General features: G+C 62.7%; 19 protein-coding genes and 1 pseudogene. 10 read left to right on the forward strand and 10 right to left on the reverse strand.

Features of this window, described 5'->3' with window-relative positions:
- Positions 1-83 precede the first annotated feature (83 nt).
- On the forward strand, positions 84-1,115 hold the full coding sequence (gene gntR / locus IF690_RS22355) for an HTH-type transcriptional regulator GntR (RefSeq protein ID WP_202701678.1): 1,032 nt from the start codon (positions 84-86) through the stop codon (positions 1,113-1,115).
- 7 nt (positions 1,116-1,122) lie between these two features.
- Here gntR and IF690_RS22360 read toward each other — a convergent pair whose 3' ends face one another.
- Positions 1,123-1,737 (reverse strand): LysE family translocator, encoded by a 615-nt coding sequence (locus IF690_RS22360; protein ID WP_202697417.1) that lies wholly within the window; start codon positions 1,735-1,737, stop codon positions 1,123-1,125.
- Between the two features lie 66 nt (positions 1,738-1,803).
- Here IF690_RS22360 and IF690_RS22365 point away from each other — a divergent pair, with 66 nt between their 5' ends.
- The gene (locus IF690_RS22365) at positions 1,804-2,769 is read left to right on the forward strand and encodes a LysR substrate-binding domain-containing protein (protein WP_202697418.1); all 966 of its coding nucleotides are present in this window, start codon (positions 1,804-1,806) and stop codon (positions 2,767-2,769) included.
- Between the two features lie 10 nt (positions 2,770-2,779).
- On the opposite strand, the gene IF690_RS22370 is transcribed toward IF690_RS22365, so the two are convergent.
- Entirely contained in the window at positions 2,780-3,703 is a 924-nt protein-coding gene (locus IF690_RS22370; RefSeq protein WP_202697419.1) for a LysR family transcriptional regulator, read from the reverse strand.
- Positions 3,704-3,852: 149 nt separating this feature from the next.
- On the opposite strand from IF690_RS22370, the gene IF690_RS22375 reads away from it, so the two are divergent.
- From IF690_RS22375 to IF690_RS22385, 3 genes are all read left to right on the forward strand, one after another.
- Positions 3,853-4,284, forward strand: a complete 432-nt coding sequence (locus tag IF690_RS22375) for a PACE efflux transporter (protein WP_009050378.1) — start codon at positions 3,853-3,855, stop codon at positions 4,282-4,284.
- An 83-nt stretch (positions 4,285-4,367) separates the two neighbouring features.
- Entirely contained in the window at positions 4,368-4,997 is a 630-nt protein-coding gene (locus IF690_RS22380) for a glutathione S-transferase family protein (protein ID WP_202697420.1), read from the forward strand.
- Between the two features lie 312 nt (positions 4,998-5,309).
- Positions 5,310-5,819, forward strand: coding sequence for a hypothetical protein (locus IF690_RS22385; RefSeq protein WP_202697421.1), 510 nt, complete (start codon positions 5,310-5,312; stop codon positions 5,817-5,819).
- 246 nt (positions 5,820-6,065) lie between these two features.
- On the opposite strand, the gene IF690_RS22390 is transcribed toward IF690_RS22385, so the two are convergent.
- Entirely contained in the window at positions 6,066-6,938 is an 873-nt protein-coding gene (locus IF690_RS22390) for a LysR family transcriptional regulator (protein ID WP_202697422.1), read from the reverse strand.
- A 96-nt stretch (positions 6,939-7,034) separates the two neighbouring features.
- Here IF690_RS22390 and gstA point away from each other — a divergent pair, with 96 nt between their 5' ends.
- On the forward strand, positions 7,035-7,637 hold the full coding sequence (gstA, locus tag IF690_RS22395; RefSeq protein ID WP_202697423.1) for a glutathione transferase GstA: 603 nt from the start codon (positions 7,035-7,037) through the stop codon (positions 7,635-7,637).
- Between the two features lie 139 nt (positions 7,638-7,776).
- Here gstA and IF690_RS29080 read toward each other — a convergent pair.
- Positions 7,777-7,887, reverse strand: a pseudogene (locus IF690_RS29080) (fatty acid desaturase); the annotation flags it as partial.
- Between the two features lie 367 nt (positions 7,888-8,254).
- Here IF690_RS29080 and IF690_RS22400 point away from each other — a divergent pair.
- On the forward strand, positions 8,255-8,692 hold the full coding sequence (locus IF690_RS22400) for a GNAT family N-acetyltransferase (protein ID WP_202697424.1): 438 nt from the start codon (positions 8,255-8,257) through the stop codon (positions 8,690-8,692).
- An 88-nt stretch (positions 8,693-8,780) separates the two neighbouring features.
- On the opposite strand, the gene def is transcribed toward IF690_RS22400, so the two are convergent.
- The 3 genes from def to IF690_RS22415 form a co-directional block, all read right to left on the reverse strand.
- On the reverse strand, positions 8,781-9,320 hold the full coding sequence (gene def, locus IF690_RS22405; RefSeq protein ID WP_202697425.1) for a peptide deformylase: 540 nt from the start codon (positions 9,318-9,320) through the stop codon (positions 8,781-8,783).
- 2 nt (positions 9,321-9,322) lie between these two features.
- The gene (locus tag IF690_RS22410; protein WP_202697426.1) at positions 9,323-10,267 is read right to left on the reverse strand and encodes a YihY/virulence factor BrkB family protein; all 945 of its coding nucleotides are present in this window, start codon (positions 10,265-10,267) and stop codon (positions 9,323-9,325) included.
- A gap of 173 nt (positions 10,268-10,440) precedes the next feature.
- Positions 10,441-10,632, reverse strand: a complete 192-nt coding sequence (locus tag IF690_RS22415; RefSeq protein ID WP_202697427.1) for a CsbD family protein — start codon at positions 10,630-10,632, stop codon at positions 10,441-10,443.
- A 210-nt stretch (positions 10,633-10,842) separates the two neighbouring features.
- Between IF690_RS22415 and IF690_RS22420 the strand changes: the two genes are divergently transcribed.
- Positions 10,843-11,220: a hypothetical protein gene (locus IF690_RS22420; RefSeq protein WP_023966765.1), complete on the forward strand. Its 378-nt coding sequence runs from the start codon at positions 10,843-10,845 to the stop codon at positions 11,218-11,220.
- Positions 11,221-11,386: 166 nt separating this feature from the next.
- On the opposite strand, the gene fadD1 is transcribed toward IF690_RS22420, so the two are convergent.
- The gene (fadD1, locus tag IF690_RS22425; RefSeq protein ID WP_202697428.1) at positions 11,387-13,075 is read right to left on the reverse strand and encodes a long-chain-fatty-acid--CoA ligase FadD1; all 1,689 of its coding nucleotides are present in this window, start codon (positions 13,073-13,075) and stop codon (positions 11,387-11,389) included.
- A gap of 388 nt (positions 13,076-13,463) precedes the next feature.
- On the reverse strand, positions 13,464-15,152 hold the full coding sequence (gene fadD2, locus IF690_RS22430) for a long-chain-fatty-acid--CoA ligase FadD2 (RefSeq protein WP_202697429.1): 1,689 nt from the start codon (positions 15,150-15,152) through the stop codon (positions 13,464-13,466).
- Between the two features lie 212 nt (positions 15,153-15,364).
- On the opposite strand from fadD2, the gene IF690_RS22435 reads away from it, so the two are divergent.
- Both IF690_RS22435 and IF690_RS22440 read left to right on the forward strand, forming a co-directional pair.
- On the forward strand, positions 15,365-16,309 hold the full coding sequence (locus IF690_RS22435) for an alpha/beta hydrolase (RefSeq protein ID WP_202697430.1): 945 nt from the start codon (positions 15,365-15,367) through the stop codon (positions 16,307-16,309).
- A 52-nt stretch (positions 16,310-16,361) separates the two neighbouring features.
- Positions 16,362-16,832 (forward strand): MaoC family dehydratase, encoded by a 471-nt coding sequence (locus IF690_RS22440; protein ID WP_007925083.1) that lies wholly within the window; start codon positions 16,362-16,364, stop codon positions 16,830-16,832.
- Between the two features lie 199 nt (positions 16,833-17,031).
- Here the strand turns inward: IF690_RS22440 and IF690_RS22445 are convergent, their stop codons facing one another.
- Positions 17,032-17,892: an efflux RND transporter periplasmic adaptor subunit gene (locus IF690_RS22445; protein WP_202697431.1), complete on the reverse strand. Its 861-nt coding sequence runs from the start codon at positions 17,890-17,892 to the stop codon at positions 17,032-17,034.
- Positions 17,893-17,896: the final 4 nt, after the last annotated feature.

Here is a 17,896-nt window from a genome sequence, read left to right on the forward strand (position 1 = left end):
TCAGGCCGACCGCGCTCACGCATTGCAGCTGTTTCGAGACAGCGCTACCTTAGTGACTTGAATTTTGTTTGGCAAGCCGTCTGATGACCTCCTCCAAGAACGATAAAAATACCCGCACCACGGGGCGCCCTACCCTCAACGAAGTCGCGCGCCTGGCCGGCGTCAGCCCGATCACCGCCTCGCGAGCGCTGCGCGGCATCGACACGGTGGCCACCGAACTGGTGGAAAAGGTGCGCAAGGCCGCCCGCGAACTCAACTACGTGGTCAACCCCGCCGCTCGCGCCCTGGCCTCGGCCCAGAGCCATTCGGTGGTGGTACTGGTGCCGTCGCTGTCCAACTTGCTGTTCATCGATACCCTGGAGGCCATCCATCAGGTCCTGCGGCCCAAGGGCTTCGAAGTGCTGATCGGCAACTTCCACTATTCCCGCGACGAAGAAGAAAACCTGCTGCGCAACTACATGGCCTACCAGCCACGAGGTTTGCTGCTGACCGGCTTCGACCGGACCGAAAGCGCCCGACGGATGGTCGAAGCCAGCAATGTCCCCTGCGTCTATATGATGGACCTCAACCCCGAGGCCGGCCTGAACTGCGTGGGCTTCTCCCAGCACAACGCCGGGGAGACCGCCGCCGAGCACCTGATTTCCCGCGGCCGCAAGCGCCTGGCCTATATCGGTGCCCAACTCGATCAGCGCACCCTGATGCGCGGCGAGGGTTTCCGCCGTGGCCTGGAAAAAGCCGGCCTCTACGACCCGAAACTGGAAGTCCTCACCCCGCGCCCCTCGTCGGTGGGCCTGGGTGGCGAACTCTTCCTGCAACTGATGCACAGCCACCCGGACGTCGACGCGATCTTCTTCGGTAACGACGACCTGGCCCACGGCGCCCTGCTGGAAGCCATGCGCTGCGGCATCAAGATCCCCGAGCAAGTGGCAGTGATGGGCTTCAACGACCTGCCCGCCTCGGCACACATGGTGCCGCGCCTGAGCAGCATCAGCACCCCGCGCGAAGCCATCGGCCGCCGCGCCGCGGAACAGCTGCTGACCTTGATGGCCGGCAACAGCGTGGCCAAGCCGGTGGTGGACATGGGCTTTGAATTGAAGGTGCGCGAAAGTACCTGAACCCCACTCAGGAACGCAGGCTCAGGGCGCTGAGCAGTACGCCGAAGCCCACCAGCAGAACGCCGAACAGCTGGTCGATACGCCGCTTGTAAGCCATGAGCCGGGCCCGGATGCCCGGCGTCGAGAAGAACAGCGCCACTGCCACGAACCACAGCACATGGGCCAGGACAATGATCGCGCCATAGCCGATCTGCACACCCGGCGCGGTACCCGGCTGCATCACCTGCATGAACAGGCTGACCACAAAAATCATGGTCTTGGGATTCAGCGCATTGGTCAAAAAACCGGTGCGCAGCGCCGCCCATGCCGAGACCCGCGGCGCCTCCACCGCCGCCTCCTCGACTGCGCGAGTACGCAGCATCCGGATACCGAGATAAACCAGGTACAGTGCCCCGGCAATCTTCAACGCGCTGAACAGCAGCAGCGACTCCTTGACCAGCAGCCCGACACCAAACAGCGTGTAGCCGATATGCAGCATCACCCCGAGCCCGATCCCCAATGCCGTGAACACACCATGCCGGCGCGACAGCACCAGACTGTTGCGCGTGACCATGGCGAAATCCGGCCCCGGGCTGAGTACCGCCAGCACAGTGATGGTGATTACTACTAACAATTCAGTCATTTTAGAACGCGCTCGCTATAGAATCCGGCCCACACTTTATGGGCACGAACCATCACAGAGCGAACGATGAAAACTGACATTCTCGGTGATAAAAACTCACAGACAGCCAATCGCCGCCTGCCGCCCCTGAGCGCCCTGCGCTGTTTCGAGGCCGCCGCTCGCCTAGAGAGCTTCACCCGCGCCGGCGAAGCCCTGCACCTGACCCACGGCGCCATCAGCCGTGCCGTCCGCGCCCTGGAAGAAGACCTCGGCACACGGCTGTTCGAACGTCGCAGCCACCGGGTATTTCTCACCGAGGCCGGCCGCGAATTGCTGCACAGTGTCGAGAATGCCTTCGACCTGATCGACGCCGCTGCACGCAAGCTGCGAGCACCGGACAAGGCCCCAGTCCTGGTGCTGTCCTGCGAACCGACCCTGCTGATGCGCTGGCTGATTCCCCGGATCCCGGCATTCTTCGCCGCTCATCCGGATATCCCCCTGCAACTGGTGGCCGGCGGCGGGCCCTTCGCTTTTGCTCAAGGCATCGACCTGGCGATCCGTCGCAACGACTTTCCCTGGCAGCCGCAAACTCATGCGCAGTGGCTGTTCGATGAAGCCATCGGCCCGGTATGTCGCCCGGAGCAGGCCAGCCACTGGGCATGGAATCAAGCAGGCACGGCCCAGTTATCGAGCACTGCGCCCCGCCTGCACAGTGCGACTCGGGCGCAGGCCTGGGAGCAGTGGTTGACCCTCAAGGGAATGGAACAGGCACCGGGCAAGGAGCAGGTCTTCGAGCATTTCTACTTCAGCCTGCAAGCGGCGGTCGCTGGATTGGGGCTGGCCATCGCACCCTGGCAGTTGGTGCGCGATGACCTGGAGTCGGGCCTGCTTGTCGCGCCTTTCGGCTTTATCGCCGACGGCAGCGGGTATTACCTGCTGTCACCCGAGGCGATCGCCCCGGACTCAGCCGTCGCCCGTTTGCTGGAATGGCTGCGTCACCAGGCGTTGCCGCTGGACGGCGAGCAGCACGACGCCACCCGCCCAGCCACATAAGCGGACGGACTTACGGCCTCGCCTCTGCTTGAACCTCCGAAGCCAGCGCCGGATCCTGCCCCCCGAGCAACTGCACGAACGCCTGGGCGGCCTTTTGCAGCGGCTGGTTCTTCAGCCATACCGCGTGCACCGGTAGCAGCAGGCCGTTGTCGATGTTCTTGAAGGTCAGGCGCTTGAGCCTTCCGGCCTTGAGCAAGGGCGCGATCACCGACTGCGGGAAGTTGCCCCAGCCGATGCCGGACTCGACCATGTCCAGGGCCATGGCCAGGCTGTCGGTGCGCCAGTAAGACTCGGCGATCAGTGGCCGGGTGTCGCGGATCGGCAAGTCGCGGCTGGCGACCACCACCTGACGGACGTTGACCAGTTCCTCCAGATAGAGGGTGGCGTCCGGCGCCTCGGGTAACGGATGGCGCGCGGAAATGCAGGCGATCATCCGTTCGCTGCCGACGTACTGGAAATACTCCAGCACGTTCAGGCTGAGCCCGGCGAAAGCCACGCCGACTGCGATCCGGCCGTTGTGCAGCAGCTGCAACACATCGTCCTGGGGCGCGCTCAGCACCTCGATATCGAGCAACGGATGACGCTCGGCGATCAACTTGATCGCCGCCAGCACCCGGGACTTGTCGATGTCCTCGACCACACCGATGGACAGCCGGCTTTCCAGCCCCAGGGACAGCTCCACCGCATGCACCTGCAGGTGCTTGAGCTGCTCGGCGATCAACCGCGCATGGGGCGCCAGGGCGTTGGCCATGGCGGTGGGCACCGGTTCGCGATGGCGGCGATCGAACAAGGGGTAGCCCAGTTCCGCCTCGAGGTTGGCGATACCCATGCTCACCGCCGACGGCACCTTGCCCAGGGCCCGGGCCGCCGCGGAAAACGAACCGCGCTCGAGCACGGCGAGAAACAACTGGATGCTGTCGCTGGAGAAATTCATGGGGACGCCTGTCTAGGATGCCGATCTATCAGAAAATCTGAAATCTTCTGACTTTTTCTGTCAGCCATATTGAAGCTATCTTGCGCCGCATTCGCCAGCCATTCCTGCAAAAGGACCGGCCCGGGCCAACGAACGCGGAGGAAAAAAGCATGCAAGGCATCAAGCGCAAACTGGTTTACGTGTCACTGTTCGAGGTGTTCGGCATGACCTTCTCGGCCCTGGGCCTGGCCTTGCTGTCCGGTACTTCGCCGAGCAGCACCGGCCCGCTGGCGGTGGTGATCACCAGCATCGCGGTGACCTGGAACTTCATCTACACCAGCCTGTTCGAGCGCTGGGAAAGCCGCCAGGTCTCGCGGACCCGCACGGTCAAGCGGCGGATCGCCCACGCCGTGGGCTTCCAGCTGACGCTGATCCTGTTCCTGATCCCGTTGATCGCCTGGTGGATGCACATCAGTCTGGTACAGGCCTTCCTGCTGGACCTGGCGCTGATCCTGTTCATCCCTTGCTACACCTTCGTCTTCAACTGGCTGTTCGACCGGGTCTTCGGCCTGCCGGCCTCGGCGCTGCCGGATCCGGCCTGAGCCCCGCGGCGCCCATCGCCATCGACGCGGGCCGGCGGCGTTGCTACATTCCCCGGGCCCTCCACCCGCCAAGGAAAGCGCCCATGAGAACCCTGAGAATTCTCGGTAAAGCCTCGTCGATCAACGTCAGAAAAGTGCTGTGGACCTGCGAAGAGCTGGGCCTGCCCTACGAACGCGAGGATTGGGGCAGCGGCTTCCAGTCGACCCACACACCGGAGTTTCTCAAGCTCAACCCCAACGCCCAGGTGCCGGTGCTGATCGACGAGGCCGGCGCGCTCTGGGAATCCAACAGCATCTGTCGCTACCTGACCAGCAAGGTTGCCGGGCAACGGCTGCTGCCCGCCGAGCCCCGGGCCCGGGCGCTGGTGGAGCAATGGATGGACTGGCAGGCCACGGAGCTCAACCCCTCCTGGGGTTATGCCTTCCATGCCCTGGTGCGGCAGAACCCGAACTATCAGGACCCGCAGCGGATCGCCGCTGGCGTGCGCGGCTGGAACGACAAGATGGCCCTGCTCGAACAGCAACTGGCGAGCACCGGAGCCTATGTGCTCGGCGAACCGTTCAGCCTGGCCGATATCGTCCTCGGGCTGTCGGTGCATCGCTGGATGATGACGCCCATGGAGCATCCGGACTTCCCCGCCATCGCCGCCTACTACCAACGCCTCAGCGAACGCCCGGGCTTCCTGCTGCATGGACGTAATGGCATTCCCTGAATCGCCTCTTCTGTAGGGAGCGAGGCTTGCCCGCGATAAGGCCGTTCCAGACACCACCCAACTCGATCCCTGAATCGGTGTCGCGATTAAGGAGGCTTTCGCGGGCAAGCCTCGCGCCTACGGAAGCAGGAAGTCCAGCGTTGACCGGTCGCCGCTGGCCGCAAGCGGCAAGGCTTGTCCGCCGCGTGCCGCCAGCCTTGCCGGGCAACCGACGCAGCCCCCGGTACAAAGCGCCGTCCCAAAGCGCTCCAGCGCGGCGGCATGCAAATTGCTGCGCAGCTTGCGATAACCCTTACACACAGGTACCCAATCATGTTGGTCAGTGCCCAGAAAACCTCGGCGATCCAGCCCACCCAGCGGTCCGACATGGACCCGAGCACCGCGGCCGCCAGCGCGCTGTACAGCGGTTTGATGCAGAACGTGCAGAACGCGGCAAGCGTCCAGGTGTCCCAGGCCGTGCAGCAGGCCAGCAACACGGTCAGCGACAATGTCGCGGCGGCCTTCGCCAAGACCCGCGTGCTGCTCCAGGCCACCCCGCCGACCGCCAGCACCGCGCAGGCCAATAGCGCGACCCAGAGCTCGGCCCTGGACGAGTTCAAGGACTACATGAGCAAGTCCCCCGAGCAGCGCATGCGCGACCGCATCCTCGAAGAGATGGGCATTACCGAGGAAGACCTGAAAAACATGCCACCGGAGAAACAGCAGGCGGTGGCTCAGGAAATTGCCCAGCGGGTCCAGGACAAGCTGAAGCTGGCGCAAGTCGAGAAGGACGCCAGCGGCGTCGATAAGCAAGTCACCGACAAGTTCCTCGCGGCGCTTTAAAAGCGGCCAGTCGAAACAGGGTTCCCCACGAGACTAATGCCGATCAGTTAAGGCTTTTTGTAGGAGCAGCCGATCGACGCTCGATTGCTCCCGAAGAACTCCAGCACCGCGCGTTAAACCAGGCAGTTCGCGTTATCGTTGACGTTTTTCGCGAGCAAGCTCGCTCCTACAGTGGAGCCAATCGCTTAACTGATCGGCATTACCCCACGAGCCCCCTTTTTCATGGGGCGGCTTGAGCGGCTGCGCTCAGCCCTGGGCCAGCATGTCGAGCAAGGCCCGCAGCGCCGGCGACGGCTCACTGCCCTCGGCCAGCACCAGGGCAAAGGTGCGCGGGATCGGCACGTCCAACGGCAGTATGCACAATCCGTGGCGTTGCTCCGGCAAGGTCATCTGCGGCACCAGGGTCACCCCCACCTGCTCGCGGACCAGGGTGAAGGCGCTGCTCCACTCCCGCACCTCGACCCGCACATCCGCCAGTTCCAGTCCGGCATCCGCCGCCAGGCTGCGGGCATTCACCGAACAGCCACCGGTGGCCAGCACGAAGGGTTGACCCACCAGTTCCTGCAAGGTCACGCCCTGCTCCTGACCACGGCGCGCCAGGGCATGCCCCGCCGGCAGCACCGCCACCCAGGCATCGCGCCCCAGCAAGCCAACGCTGCGCTCGGGCGCAGGATTGAGCAGCACCCCGACATCGATCAATCGCGCCTCGAGCAAGGCCTCGACCTCGTCGTCGCTGACCTCCAGCGCCACCACCTGGATGCCCGGATGCAACTGTTTGAAGCGCCGCAGCAGCGGCGGCAGGAAGGTCGCCAATACCATGGGGAAACTCGCCAGGCGAATGGTGCCGCGCTGGATGTCCCGGCAGGCATCCGCGGTGTCACGGATGTTCTGCAACGCCGCGAGCATCAGCCGCGCCTGCTCGACCACCTGTTCGCCGACGGCGGTGGGCAGGGTCTGGCGGTTCTCCCGGGTGAACAGCTGCACGCCCAGGTTGTCTTCGAGCAGCGCCAGGGCCTGGCTGGCGCCGGACTGGGTCATGCCGACCCGCTCGGCGGCGCGGGTGATGTTGCCGGTATCCGCCACGGCCACCAGCATGCGCCAGTGCATCAGGTTCATCATGGCAGTAGCTGTCCTTATGGGATTTTTCTGAAAGATTAATTTTACTGAGAACAGCACGAACTATGACACTGATCTCCCCCTTCTGGAGAGCCCTCGATGAACCTGTATTTCTCGCCCAACGCCTGCTCGCTGGCCCCGCATATCGTGCTGCGCGAACTGGCCCTGCCGTTCAACCTGGTGCGGGTCGACAACCGCAACAAGACCACGGCCGACGGCGCCGACTTCCTGGCGATCAACCCCAAGGGGTATGTGGCGGCGCTGGAACTGGAGGACGGCCAGGTGCTGACCGAAGGGCCGGCGATCCTGCAATACCTGGCCGACCTCAAGCCGCAAGCGGGCCTGGCGCCGGCCAACGGCAGCTGGCCGCGGGTGCGGCTGCAGGAGATGCTCAACTTCGTCTCCAGCGAGATCCATGGCGGCCTCGGCTGGCTGTTCAACCCCGAGTTTCCCGAAGCGACCCAAGCGCTGATCCGGCAAAAACTGTTCAAGCGCCTGGCGCTGCTGGACCGCACGCTGCAGCAGCAGAGCTACCTGCTGGGCGAATCCTTCGGCATCGCCGACGCCTACCTGTTCACCGTGCTGCGCTGGACCGCCGGCTTTGCCATCGACCTGGAACAGTGGCCGGCGCTGTCGCGCTTCCAGGCCAGCATAGCCCAGCGCGAAGCGGTGCAGGCGGCACTGGCGGCCGAAGCGGCATAAGGATCGAAGCAGAGATGCCGCCGCAACGCTGCCTTATCCCGGCCTCACACAACCACCTGCGCGCCAGTCATTGTTCGCAGCAATCGCGATAGGATCGCGACGGGTAAAACCAGGCGGGTCCTGGCAAATCTTGATGCTCCAGGTACAGGTTGAGAGGCAACAGCCAGGTGGCCCATTCGGTGCGGGCAGTGAAGGCCTGATACAGGGTGTCGATTTGTTCGCGATGCAGCGGATCAACGTAATGGGCCATGGCGCTACCCAGGACAGAGGCCGGCCGAGGGGCGAACCTTCGGCGTCTTGCTGTTCTGTGCAACGAGAAGGGGAAAACTTGCAGATCGATGGGTTATTTATTTGGAAGCAAAAACAAGGAAGCCCGCGGGGCGGGCTTCGTGGGAGGGTCAGTCAATGACCGAAAATATTGTGCTCGGCCTTTTTCGCTCGCTTGTCTGCGCGTTTCTCGACAGCGGTACGGGCTGGTTTCTTCTTCGCGACCTTCTTCGCTTCCACGCCTTTCATGATGCACACTCCACTGGCAGGGGATCGTCTGTCAGGTATACACCTATCCCGAGCGCTCCGTACTTTTATAATCACCGCCCCGGCCCACCCTGCGAAACCCCATGCCCGACACCGAATACCTGCTGCTTGCCGACACCCTGCGACCGCTGCTGAACAAGTTCTATCGCGCCCACAATTCGCCGATGCGCGCAGCCGGCGAAGGGCAGTCATGGGTGGCGAAACGGGGAGCGATCATTGCCGGGCTGAACCTCACGCCAATCGCCCAGGGCCACTGGTTGACCGGGCTGTTCGTCGACCCGGCCCATCGCGGCCAGGGCATTGCCACGATGCTGGTCGAGCAGGCTCGCGCGCAGCTGCCGGGGTCCGTGTGGCTGTTCTGTCATCCGGACCTGCAAGCCCTGTACGAACGCATGGGCTTTGCCACGGCCCCTGCCCTGCCCCAGGCCCTGGCGGATCGCCTGGAGCGTTATCGCAGGAGCAAGAACCTGATCGCCATGGGCATGGATCCTCTGGTTAGCGCGACCAGCGATAAGCTGTGATCGCAGGCCCTGGAGTGCGGGCCAGCCTCGCTGGCAAACCGGCCTGCATCAGGAAGATCCATGAAACTGGCGCTTCTGGCCGCCTCCTTCAATCGTCGGCGTGGGGATCGAGGTCGGGGAACATCACCTCGGTAAAACCGAACTTGCTGAAGTCGCTGATCCGCGACGGGTACAGGCGGCCGATCAGGTGATCGCATTCATGCTGCACCACCCGCGCGTGGAAACCCGAGGCGATCCGCACAATCGGCTGGCCCTTGGGGTCGACGCCTTCGTAGCGAATGTGCTGATAACGCTCGACCGCACCACGCAGCCCAGGCACTGACAGGCAACCTTCCCAACCCTCTTCCAGCACCGGGCTCAAGGGCGTGATCAACGGGTTGATCAGGATGGTCTGCGGCACGGCCTCGGCTTGCGGGTAACGCTCGCTGTGCTCGAAACCGAAAATCACCAGTTGCAGGTCGACACCGATCTGCGGCGCGGCCAGGCCGACCCCGCCGACGCTTTCCATGGTCTGGAACATGTCGTCGATCAGTTGCCACAGCTCGGGGCTGTCGAACATCTCGGGCGGCACCGGTGGCGCGATGCGCAGCAGGCGCTCGTCGCCCATTTTGAGGATTTCACGGATCATGATCAGACTTCGTCAGTGGTCGGCTTGAGCGAGTGGTCCCGGCCCAGTCCCGATACGTGTTGTTTGGGTTCGTCGTGCCCGGCCCCCCTTGCTCCGGGGGTCTTGCCGTCGGACGACATGTGCTCGATCGCCGCATTCATCTCGGCCCCCAGCAACAGCACCGCCGAGGAAATGTAGAAGTACAGCAGCAGGACGATGATCGCCCCGATACTGCCATACATGGCGTTGTAGTTGGCAAAGGTCTTCACATAGAACGCGAAGCCCAACGAGGCAATGATCCATACCACCACCGCCAGCACCGAGCCGGGGGTGATGAAGCGGAACTCCTGCTTCACGTCGGGCATCACGTAGTAGATCAATGCCACGGCGACCATCATCAGGATCACGATCACCGGCCAGCGCAGGATGGTCCAGACGGTGACGATGAAGTCTTCCAGGCCGACCTGCGCGGCGATCCAGCCCATCACCTGCGGCCCGAGCACCATCAAGGCCGCAGCCACCAGGAGCATGCCGGCGATGCCGATGGTGTAGAAAATCGACAGCGGAAAACGTTTCCACAACGGGCGGTTTTCGACCACGTCATAAGCGGCGTTCATCGCGCTCATCATCAGCCGCACGCCGGCCGAGGCGGTATACAGGGCAATCACGATACCCACCGACAGCAGGCCGCCCTTGGACTGCTGCAACTGGTCGATCACCGGGTTGACCTGCTCCAGCGCCTGGGGCGGCAACACCAGTTCCGATTGCAGGCGCAACCAGGAGAAGAAGTCCGGCAGGTGCAGGAAACCGATCAAGGCGATCAGGAACAGAATGAAGGGGAACAACGAAAACAACATCTGATAGGCCAGTGCCGAGGCGTAGGTCGACATTTCATCGTCGATGAACTCAGTGACCGTGCGCACCAGCACACGATGCAGGGGCAGGCCTTTCAAATTCGGCAAAAACATAGCGTCTCCTTTCGCCGCAAGCATTCAGGGTCGGTGGCGACTCAAGGGCCGTTTTGTACAACAAACTAGCCTAGTTTGGCGATTTTGAACCGTTTCGTCTCATTTTGGTGCCATGGCCGATGTAAAAACGGCCATCCGCGGATGGCCATCGTGTTGCAGTGCGAGCCGGTGGATCAGGCCTTGTCGATGGTCTTCTTCACCGCATCCTTGGCCTTGCCGAGGGCTTGCTGCGCTTCGCCTTTCTTTTCCTGGATCTTGCCTTCGGTTTCCAACCTTTTGTTATCAGTCGCTTTGCCGACACCTTGCTTGATGTTGCCAACGGCCTCGTTGGCCAGGCCTTTTGCCTTGTCCGCTGTGCTGCCCATGGTATTTCTCCGTAGAACAATCGAGGGGGAGGGTCCTGCCCTGAGGTTGACCCGAGGCCGTCGCGCGGAGTTTCAATTATTTTCAGCGGGGCATTTCATCGCCTTATTTGCCCGTCGCACGCAGGTTGCGCTTTATGTTTGGCGACCAACCCACGAGAATGCGCAACGAATTCAGGCGCTGCGCTGAAGATCCAATCCCGTAGGAATGTTATGAAACTCGATAAAAAGCTGGCCATCGCCCGCCGGAACCAGGAACTGGGCGGTGCGGTGCTGGGCGTCAACAACTGCCACTTCGCGGAACTGAGCCGCAGCCGGAATATCTGGTGGTTCGATCTGCCGGTCAGCCGCCTGGCCATCGGGCAGTACGAATGGGTCCACCTGCTGCTGTACACCCCGAGCACCGACCAGTTGCTGCACCTGAAGGTGCCGACGGTATTCCTGCGGGAAAAGCTCGAAGGCCTGGTGGTCCGCAACGCCGGCAAGCGCAAGGCGGCCCTGAGCCTGGAACTGAGCGCCGACAAGGACTCGTTCCTCAAGGATGTACGCCCCGCCGGCACCGGCGTGAACTTCGCGCAGTTCCAGCAGTGAACGGGCCCTGGTAGGAACGAGCTTGCTCGCGATGGCAGCCTGACAGCCAGCACAGATGTCGACTGTCCCACCACTATCGCGAGCAAGCTCGCTCCTACAGTGAATAGACAGCCAGCCCCCAATAAAAAGCCCCGCGGATGCGGGGCTTTTTGTTTGCCTGGCGTTTTTACTTCTTCACGCCCAGCTTCTTCAGCTCTTCGTCGCGCAGTTCGCGACGCAGGATCTTGCCGACGTTGGTGGTCGGCAGCGCATCGCGGAACTCGACGGCCTTGGGCACCTTGTAGCCAGTGACGTTGGCGCGCATGTGCTCCATCACCTGCTCCTTGGTCAGGGTCACGCCCGGCTTGGCGACGATGAAGATCTTGATCGACTCGCCCGACTTCTCGTCCGGCACGCCGATCGCCGCGCACTGCAACACGCCCGGCAGGGTCGTCAGCACGTCTTCCAGCTCGTTCGGATAAACGTTGAAACCGGAGACCAGGATCATGTCTTTCTTGCGATCGACAATGCGGATGTAGCCATCGGGCTGGATCAGCGCGATATCGCCAGTCTTCAGCCAGCCGTCGCTCATCACCTCATCGGTGGCGTCCTGGCGCTGCCAGTAGCCCTTCATCACCTGCGGGCCCTTGACGCACAGCTCGCCGACTTCGCCCAGGGGCAGTTCGACACCGGCATCATCGACGATCCGGCACAGGGTCGACGGCACCGGGATGCCGATGGTGCCGATCTGGATATTCTGGCCCGGGTTGACGGTGGCCACCGGGCTGGTTTCGGTCATGCCGTAACCTTCGCAGATCGGGCAACCGGTCACGTCCTTCCAACGCTCGGCCGCTGCCAGTTGCAGCGCCATGCCGCCGGACAGGGTGACTTTCAGCGCCGAGAAATCCAGCTTGCGAAAGGCTTCGTTGTTGCACAGGGCGACGAACAGCGTGTTGAGGCCGACGAAGCCGCTGAACTTCCACTTCGACAGTTCCTTGACCATCGCCGGCAGGTCGCGCGGGTTGCTGATCAGGATGTTGTGGTTGCCGCTCAGCATCATCGCCATGCAATGAAAGGTGAAGGCATAGATGTGGTACAGCGGCAGCGGGGTGATCAGGATCTCGCACCCCTCATTGAGGTTGGAGGCCATCAGCGCCCGGCACTGCAACATGTTCGCCACCAGGTTGCGGTGGGTCAGCATCGCGCCCTTGGCCACGCCGGTGGTGCCGCCGGTGTATTGCAGCACGGCGACATCGCTGCTGGCCGGGTTGGCGTCCTTGACCGGCTGGCCGTGGCCCCGGCTCAGCACGTCGTTGAACTTGACGGCCTTGGGCAGGTGATAGGCCGGCACCATCTTCTTCACGTACTTGATGACGCTGTTGATCAGCAGGCGCTTGAGCGGTGGCAGCAGGTCCGCCACTTCGGTGACGATCACATGCTTGACGCTCGTCTTGGGCACCACGGCTTCGGCCAGGTGCGCCATGTTGGCCAGGCACACCAGGGCCTTGGCGCCGGAGTCGTTGAACTGGTGTTCCATTTCCCGCGCGGTGTACAGCGGGTTGGTGTTGACCACGATCAGGCCGGCGCGGATGGCGCCGAATACTGCGACCGGGTACTGCAGGACGTTGGGCAGTTGCACGGCGATTCGATCGCCGGGTTGCAAATCGGTATGCTGTTGCAGGTACGCGGCAAAAGCACCGGACAGTTCGTACAGCTCACCGTAGGTGAGTGTCTTGCCGAGGTTGCTAAAGGCCGGTTTGTTGGCAAAACGTTGGCAGGACTGCTTCAACACCGCCTGAATATTCGGATACTCGTCTGGATTGATATCGGCAGCAATCCCAGCTGGGTACTTATCCTTCCAAAAGTCTTCGATCATGGAAGCCCACTCCTCAGCAACGCGAATTCGTCAGCGCACTTGATGCGATTATTATTTGTGTGTGTTTTTTATTGATGTCTATTGTTGGTGAGTCTGGCTGTCTACATAGGCCGAGAAGTCACAAAGCGCGCCGAGAGTAGCAGCTTTGCCAAAGGCCGACTAGAGCCAAAATCGGCCTAAACAGTCACTTTAGTGACTAAAGAACATTAAATAGTCATTTTTAGAGTAAAAATTCTATACAGCTATATACCGCTCTGGAATGGGCTTTTCGACCCTTCAAAAGCATCGCGAGCAAGCTCGCTCCTACAGGGTATGTACGGTTCCTGTAGGAGCGAGCTTGCTCGCGATAGCCGCGCCACGACGCGTTGTTGCTACATCCAGTGAAACATCAGGCGATGTCGCGCAACTCCCGACGCAGGATCTTGCCTACCGGCGTCATCGGCAACGACTCACGCAACACGATGTGTTTCGGCACCTTGTAGCCGGTGAAGTTCTCCTTGCAGTAGGCCTTCAGCTCTTCAAGGCTGACCCCCGGCTCGCGGGCCACCACGAACAGCTTCACCGCCTCCCCCGAACGCTCGTCCGGCACGCCGATCACCGCGCAGTTGGCGACTTTCGGGTGGGCCATCACCACGTCCTCGATTTCGTTGGGGTACACGTTGAAACCCGAGACGATGATCATGTCCTTCTTGCGATCGACGATGCGCACGAAGCCATCCGGATCGATCACCGCGATATCGCCGGACTTGAACCAGCCCTCGGCATCCAGCACCTCCTCGGTGGCCTCCGGCTTCTGCCAGTAGCCCTTCATGATCTGTGGCCCCTTGATGCACAGCTCGCCGCGCTCGCCCAACGGCTGCTCGACGCCCTCGTCATCGATGACCTTGAGGGTCGTGCCCGGCACCGGCAAGCCCACCGTACCCAGGCGCGACTGATCGCCGTAAGGGTTGGTGCAGGCCACGGGCGAGGTTTCGGTCAGGCCATAGCCTTCGGTGATGCGGCAGCCGGTCAACTCCGCCCAGCGCTCGGCGGTGGCCTTGACCAGCGCCGTGCCCCCGGAGTTGGTGAGCTTGAGATTGGAGAAGTCGAGGTGCTTGAACTCGGGATGATCCATCAGCGCCATGAACAGCGTGTTCAGCCCCAGCAGCGCCGAGAAGCGCCACTTCTTCAGCTCCTTGATGAAACCGCCGATGTCCCGCGGGTTGGTGATCAGCACGTTGTGGTTGCCGGTGACCATCATGCACATGCAGTTCGCGGTGAAGGCATAGATGTGGTACAGCGGCAGCGGCGCGATCATTACCTCCTGGCCTTCGCGCAGCAGCGGATGACCGTCCGGCCCCAGTTGCCCGAGACAGGCACGGGCCTGTTGCATGTTGGCCACCAGGTTGCCGTGGGTCAGCATCGCGCCCTTGGCCAGCCCCGTGGTGCCGCCGGTGTATTGCAGCACGGCGACGTCGTCCAGGCGGGCGTTCAAAGGCTTGATCGGCTGGCCACGGCCCAGGCGCAGCGCGCTCTTGAAGGAAACGGCCTGGGGCAAGCGATAGGCCGGCACCATCTTCTTGACCTTGTCGACCAGGGTATTGACCATCCAGCCCTTGGCGGACGGCATCAGGTCGCCCATCTTCGCCTCGATCAGGAACTGGATATCGGTATCGGGCAGCACTTGCTCGACCTTCTGCCCGAACAGGTTCATGTACACCAGGGCCCGCGCCCCGGAATCCTTGAACTGGTGACGCATTTCCCGGGTGGTGTACAGCGGGTTGGTGTTGACCACGATCAGCCCGGCGCGCAGGGCGCCGAACACCGCGATCGGGTAATGCAGGACGTTGGGCATCTGCACCGCGATGCGATCGCCCGGCACCAGGTCGGTGCTGCTCTGCAGATAACCGGCAAAGGCTGCGCTGTAGCGCTCCAGTTCGGCGTAGGTCAGGGTCACGCCCATGTTGCTGAAGGCTGGGCGGTCGGCAAATTTCTTGCAGGAACGCTCGAACACCTCGATCACCGACTTATAGGCACCCAGGTCGATATCGACGGGCACTCCGGCCGGGCGTTTGTCATTCCAGAAATCAGGCTGCATTGTTCTTGTCCTCTTTAACCTGAGCTGTCCGGGCCGCTTCTCTGACGCTACGAAAGGCGGGGCTCTGCGGACGTTAGCAGCAATGGCGAATAGGGCAAATACAGGTAATCGCGTCATTGATAACGTGAATCTTGCCGCCATGGCGCGCGCAGATCGGACGGGGCCTTGACGATGAGCTATACAATGCAACGACCCCGTGCAAAGGAATCGCCATGATCCACCACTCTTTCTGGCTGGCCGCGAGCGATCACAGCCAGCTCTACGTCAACCAGTGGCTCCCGGCGGCCCCGCTCAAGGCCGTGATCCTGCTGGCCCACGGCATGGCCGAACACAGCGGACGCTACGCCAGGCTGGCAGAGGCGCTGTGCAATGCAGGCTACGGAGTCTATGCGCTGGACCTGCGCGGCCACGGCAAGACCGCCGAGCACGGGGTACTCGGGCACTTCGCCGACGATGACGGCTGGTGCAAGGTGGTCGGCGACCTGGCCAGCCTCAACCAGCACATCGGCCAGCAGCACCCGGGAACCCCGATCGTGCTGCTGGGCCACAGCATGGGCAGCTACATCGCCCAGGCCTACCTGCTGCACCACAGCGCCAGCCTGTACGGGGCGATCCTCAGCGGTTCGAATTTCCAGCCGGTGGCGCTGTACCGCGCCGCCCGCCAGATCGCCCGCTTCGAACGCTGGCGCCAGGGCGCCCTGGGCCGCAGCGCACTGATCGAATGGTTGTCCTTCGGCTCGTTCAACAAGGCCTTCAAACCCAACCGCACCGCCTTCGACTGGCTCAGCCGCGACCCCGACGAAGTCGATAAATACGCCCAGGACCCGCTCTGCGGCTTTCGCTGCAGCAATCAGCTGTGGATCGACCTGCTGGGCGGCCTGCAGCAAATCAGCAAGGCCTCCAACCTGGCCCAGATCGATCCGGGCCTGCCATTGCTGATACTCGGCGGAGAATGTGATCCGGTGAGCAATGGCATACGTCTGAAGGATCTGGCCGGTGCTCTGCGCGAGGCCGGCAGCCAGTGCCTGCAGCTCAATATCTATCCGCAGGCGCGGCACGAATTGTTCAATGAAAGCAACCGCGACGAAGTGACGGCCGATGTACTGGCCTGGCTCGACCAGGCCTTGCAGCATCGCCGACCGCCGAAGACTGAATGACCCTGTTTCAAATCGATACGCCAATCAACGCTCAGCACAGGACTTGAGAGAGATGACCCAGGTTACCAACACCCCGTACGAAGCCCTCGAAGTCGGCCAGACCGCCAGCTACAGCAAGCACGTGGAAGAACGTGACATCCAGCTGTTCGCCGCCATGTCCGGCGACCACAACCCGGTGCACCTGGATGCCGAATTCGCCGCCGCCAGCATGTTCAAGGAACGTATCGCCCACGGCATGTTCAGCGGTGCGCTGATCAGCGCCGCGGTGGCCTGCGAGCTGCCAGGGCCGGGCACCATCTATATCGGCCAGCAGATGAGCTTCCAGAAGCCGGTGAAGATCGGCGACACCCTGACCGTGCGCCTGGAAATCCTCGAAAAACTGCCGAAGTTCCGTGTGCGTATCGCCACCCGCGTGTTCAACCAGCGCGATGAGCTGGTGGTCGACGGCGAAGCCGAAATCCTCGCCCCGCGCAAACAACAAACCGTCACCCTGCCGACCTTGCCGGCTATCAATATCGGCTGAGGCGCCCGGCAGCCCGGCAGCCCGGTAGCCCGGCAGCCGCTGCCGAGCTCTAGCGAGGCTGCGATCGACCCCGAAGGGGGAGCAGAGTCTTGAGGCCGCGGGAGGACCTACGGTCCTATCGCAGCCTCGCTAGAGCTCGGCAGCGGCTACAGGATCGGGATCGGGATCGGGATCGGGATCGGGATCGGGATCGGGATTATCAGCCCCCCTCCTCCACCTGCACACTCGCCGTCATCCCGGCGCTCAGGTTGACGCCCTCGGGAACCTTGTCGAGCCTGATGCGCACCGGAATCCGCTGCGCCAGGCGCACCCAGTTGAACGTCGGCTCCACCTCGGCCAGCAGTTGCCCGTCCGGCGTGGCGTTACGGTCGGTGATGCCGCGGCTGATACTTTCCACATGCCCCTGCAAGGCTTCCCCAGCGCTCATCAGCCATACCTTGACCGGGTCGCCGACCTTGATCCGCGGCAATTTGGTTTCCTCGAAATAGGCCTGCACGTAGAAGGTCGAATCGTCGATCAGCGCCATCACCGATTGCCCGGCGTTCACATAGTTGCCTTCGGCCAGGCGCAGGTTGGTGATGTGCCCGCTGCGCGGCGCGCGGACCTGGCTGCGCGCCAGGTTGAGTTCGGCAACCTTGGCATCGGCCTGGGCCTGGCGCAGCTCGCCACGGGCCACTCCGGCATTGATCTGCGCGTTCTCCCGCAGCTCGGCGCTGATCGCCTGCGGGCCGAGGAGGGCCCGGCGGCTGGCTTCGCGCTCCTTCAGGTTGAGTTGCTGCTGGCGGGTCTGCACCACCGCCTGGGCCTTTTCCAGCGCCGCCTCGAAGCGATCGCGGTCGATGCTCAGCAACAGGTCGCCGGCCTTCACCGCCTGGTTGTCATAGGCCTTGAGTTCATGCACCCAGCCCGAGACGTCGGGGGCCACTATCACCACATCGGCGCGAATCCGCGCATCCCGGGTCCAGGGCGTGAGCATGTAGTACTGCCACAGATGAAAGCCGGCAAACAGCGCCGCCACCACCAGGCACAGGGTAAAAGCGATACGTACGCAAGCACGCATGAAC

The sequence above is a fragment of the Pseudomonas sp. SK3(2021) genome (genome assembly GCF_016772375.1).
In the GTDB taxonomy this organism is placed as follows: Bacteria; Pseudomonadota; Gammaproteobacteria; order Pseudomonadales; family Pseudomonadaceae; genus Aquipseudomonas; species Aquipseudomonas chlororaphis_I.